Source organism: Hydrogenophaga sp. (assembly GCF_036675665.1).
Taxonomy (GTDB): Bacteria; Pseudomonadota; Gammaproteobacteria; order Burkholderiales; family Burkholderiaceae_C; genus Hydrogenophaga.
Window position 1 is genome coordinate 1 of sequence record NZ_JAKFEO010000018.1, and the last position, 2,741, is coordinate 2,741.

The window sequence follows — 2,741 nt, forward strand, 5'->3', positions numbered from 1 at the left end:
GGCAAGCACCATTTCTATCCGCGCGTCCTGTGCCCGCACTGCCATTCCGACGCCGTCGAATGGGTCGATGCGCGCGGCACCGGCACCATTTACAGCTACACCATCGCGCGCCGGCCGGCCGGTCCGGCCTTCAAGGCCGACACCCCCTACGTGGTGGCGGTGATCGACCTCGACGAGGGCGCGCGCATGATGACCAACATCGTCACCGACGATGTGGAGGCGGTGCGCATCGGCCAGCGTGTGACGGTGCAGTACGACGACGTGACCGACGAGGTCACGCTGCCGAAGTTCCGGCTGTTGTAGCGCCGAGGTTTCCCATATGGACTTCACCATCGATCCCGATACCGTGGCGATTGCCGAGGCAGTGCTGCGCTTCGTGGAGCGCGAAGTGCTGCCACTGCAGCAGCGCCACCACGATCTGCTGGGCAGCGAACGCACTTTGTTCGACGCCAGCGGCCGTTATGTGCCCGAGGCGCTGGCGCTGCGCCAGCAGGTGCGCAAGCGCTCCGCGGAACTGGGCTTCTACACCTTGTTCGGCGACGAAAAACTGGGTGGTGGCGGGCAGGGCGCGCAGGTCATGGCCCATGTGCAGGAGAGCCTCAACCACTGCCTGGGTCCGGCCCAGCCGCTGGTGCAGACGGTGGTGCTGCCCTCGCCCTTCACCAACGGTCTGTCGCCTGTGCTGCGGCATCTGAAGCCGGACATCTTCGCGCAGTACCGCGACGACATCGCCAGCGGCGACAAGACCCTGTGTTTTGGTCTGAGCGAGCCCGATGCGGGCTCCGATGTATTCGGCATGCAAACCCGCGCCGTGCGCGACGGTGACGAATGGGTGCTCACCGGCACCAAGCAGTGGATAACCAACTCGCCCTACGCCGATTACGCCATGGTGTTCGCGCTGACCGACCCCGAAGCCGCAGCGCGCCACAAGGGTGGTGTCACCGGTTTCTTCGTCGACACGCGCGCGTCAGGTTTTTCAGTGCCGCGCATCATCAACACCATGGGTCACCTAGGCGGCGACACCGGCGTCATCGTGCTCGACGGCGTGCGTGTGCGCGACGACCACCGGCTCGGCGACGTCGGGCACGGCTTGGCGGTGGCCATGGACGGCGTCAACGCCGGGCGCATGGGCATGGCTGCATCCTGCCTGGGCTTGGCCCGCTGGGCGCTGGACCAGGCGGTGGACTACGCCAAGGTGCGAAAAACCTTTGGCGTGCCCATTGCCGAGCACCAGGCCATCCAGCTCATGCTGGCCGACAGCGCGATGGACATCTACGCTGCCAAGACCATGATTCAGAACTGTGCCTGGCGCCTGGACAGCGGCCGCTCAGCCAACGCACAGGTCAGTATGGTCAAGGCATTTTCGACCGAGATGCTGGGGCGCGTGATGGACCGCAGCATCCAGATCCACGGCGGCATGGGCCTGACCAACGAACTGCGCCTGGAAGAGGGCTACCGCTTCGCCCGCGTGATGCGTATACCCGACGGTACGGGCGAAATCCAGCGCCGCACCGTCGCGCGCCAACTGCTGACTGGACAGGCCGACCTGTAGGCTGTGTGGATCCTCTGCAATGCCCAACCCGGAGGCAGATTGACATGATGAAAAAGAACGAAATGAAGGAACACGAACTGTTTGCGGGAGGCCATCGGCTGGCCGCCACCACCTGGGGTGATGTGGGCAACGGGCAGCCGACCATCGTGATGATGCATGGCGGTCTGGACTGCATCACCACCTGGAAAGACCTGCCTCAGGTGTTGGCCGAAGCCAGCGGCTGGCCGGTGCTGGCCTATGACCGGTATGGTTATGGGCGATCCGAGAGTCTGGTGGGTGGGCGCGAGCCCAGCTACCGGCGTGAAGAGGCTGGGCCGGTGCTTGGCGAGGTGTTGCGCCACTTTGGAATCCACAAGGCGTTGATGTTCGGCCACAGTGATGGAGGAGCCATGTCGGTGCTGGCTGCGGCGGCGCATCCTGAGCTGGTATGCGGCGTTTTTGCCTGCTCGCCAACCATGGCTGTGGATCAGTTCATGGTGGACGCCATGGCCGTCGCGCGGCGCGCGTTTGAGCAAGACGGCTTGCGCGAAAAACTTCGTCGCCACCATGGCGACAACACCGACACCATGTTCTGGGGCTGGTACGAGCCCTGGGCCAGCCCGCAGGCACTTCAATGGGACATGAGCGTCGAACTTGCCGCAGTGCGTTGTCCGGTCTCCGTGTTGTTCGGCAATGACGATGAATATGGCTGGCGGCCCAGCGCGATTGCCTTGTTTCGCCACGGTCTGATGACGCTTGAAGTGACGGCGCTGCCTGGAGTTGGTCACCATCCGCAGCAGCGGGCCCGTGGGGAGACCAGGAGCATGTTGCAGCGCTTGTTTTGCCGCATTGGGCGCAGCCCTTCCGCGGAGAGCAAAAACGCCGACCAATGAGGGGTATTGCACGTCTTTTTTTTTTTCCGCACGCCAGCCTGCCCGCACCAATAAACGCTGTTAGTGTCGATCAGCGCTCGCTTGGCGAGCCAGCATGCCTGCCAGCGGCGAGAGGTCGGTCAGTTCGTCGAGCCGTGCCACCAGGTCTATCAGCTCGTCGCACTCGTCAGGTATGAGCACAGACTTGACCAGCCGGCGAAACTTTTCCTCCAGGCGCTGCTGCTGCTCCAGCAGGTCGCTGGCTGGGCGCCCACTGTCGTAGCGTTGGCGCAGCACTGTGCCGCTCTGAGTCTCGATCACCACCTCGATGAGGGTGA

The 2,741-nt window shown here is 64.0% G+C and carries 4 protein-coding genes; 3 read left to right on the plus strand and 1 reads right to left on the minus strand.

Annotation, left to right across the window (positions count from 1 at the left end; translation table 11 throughout):
* The 3 genes from V6M63_RS09050 to V6M63_RS09060 all read left to right on the plus strand — a co-directional run.
* Positions 1 to 303 (plus strand): Zn-ribbon domain-containing OB-fold protein (locus tag V6M63_RS09050; protein WP_332741258.1); only part of this gene is annotated, 303 nt, incomplete at its 5' end.
* A gap of 16 nt (positions 304 to 319) precedes the next feature.
* Entirely contained in the window at positions 320 to 1,552 is a 1,233-nt protein-coding gene (locus tag V6M63_RS09055; protein WP_332741259.1) for an acyl-CoA dehydrogenase family protein, read from the plus strand.
* A gap of 47 nt (positions 1,553 to 1,599) precedes the next feature.
* Entirely contained in the window at positions 1,600 to 2,424 is an 825-nt protein-coding gene (locus V6M63_RS09060; protein WP_332741260.1) for an alpha/beta fold hydrolase, read from the plus strand.
* Between the two features lie 60 nt (positions 2,425 to 2,484).
* On the opposite strand, the gene V6M63_RS09065 is transcribed toward V6M63_RS09060, so the two are convergent.
* The coding region (locus tag V6M63_RS09065) for a hypothetical protein (RefSeq protein WP_332741261.1) at positions 2,485 to 2,741 on the minus strand (257 nt) is incomplete at its 5' end.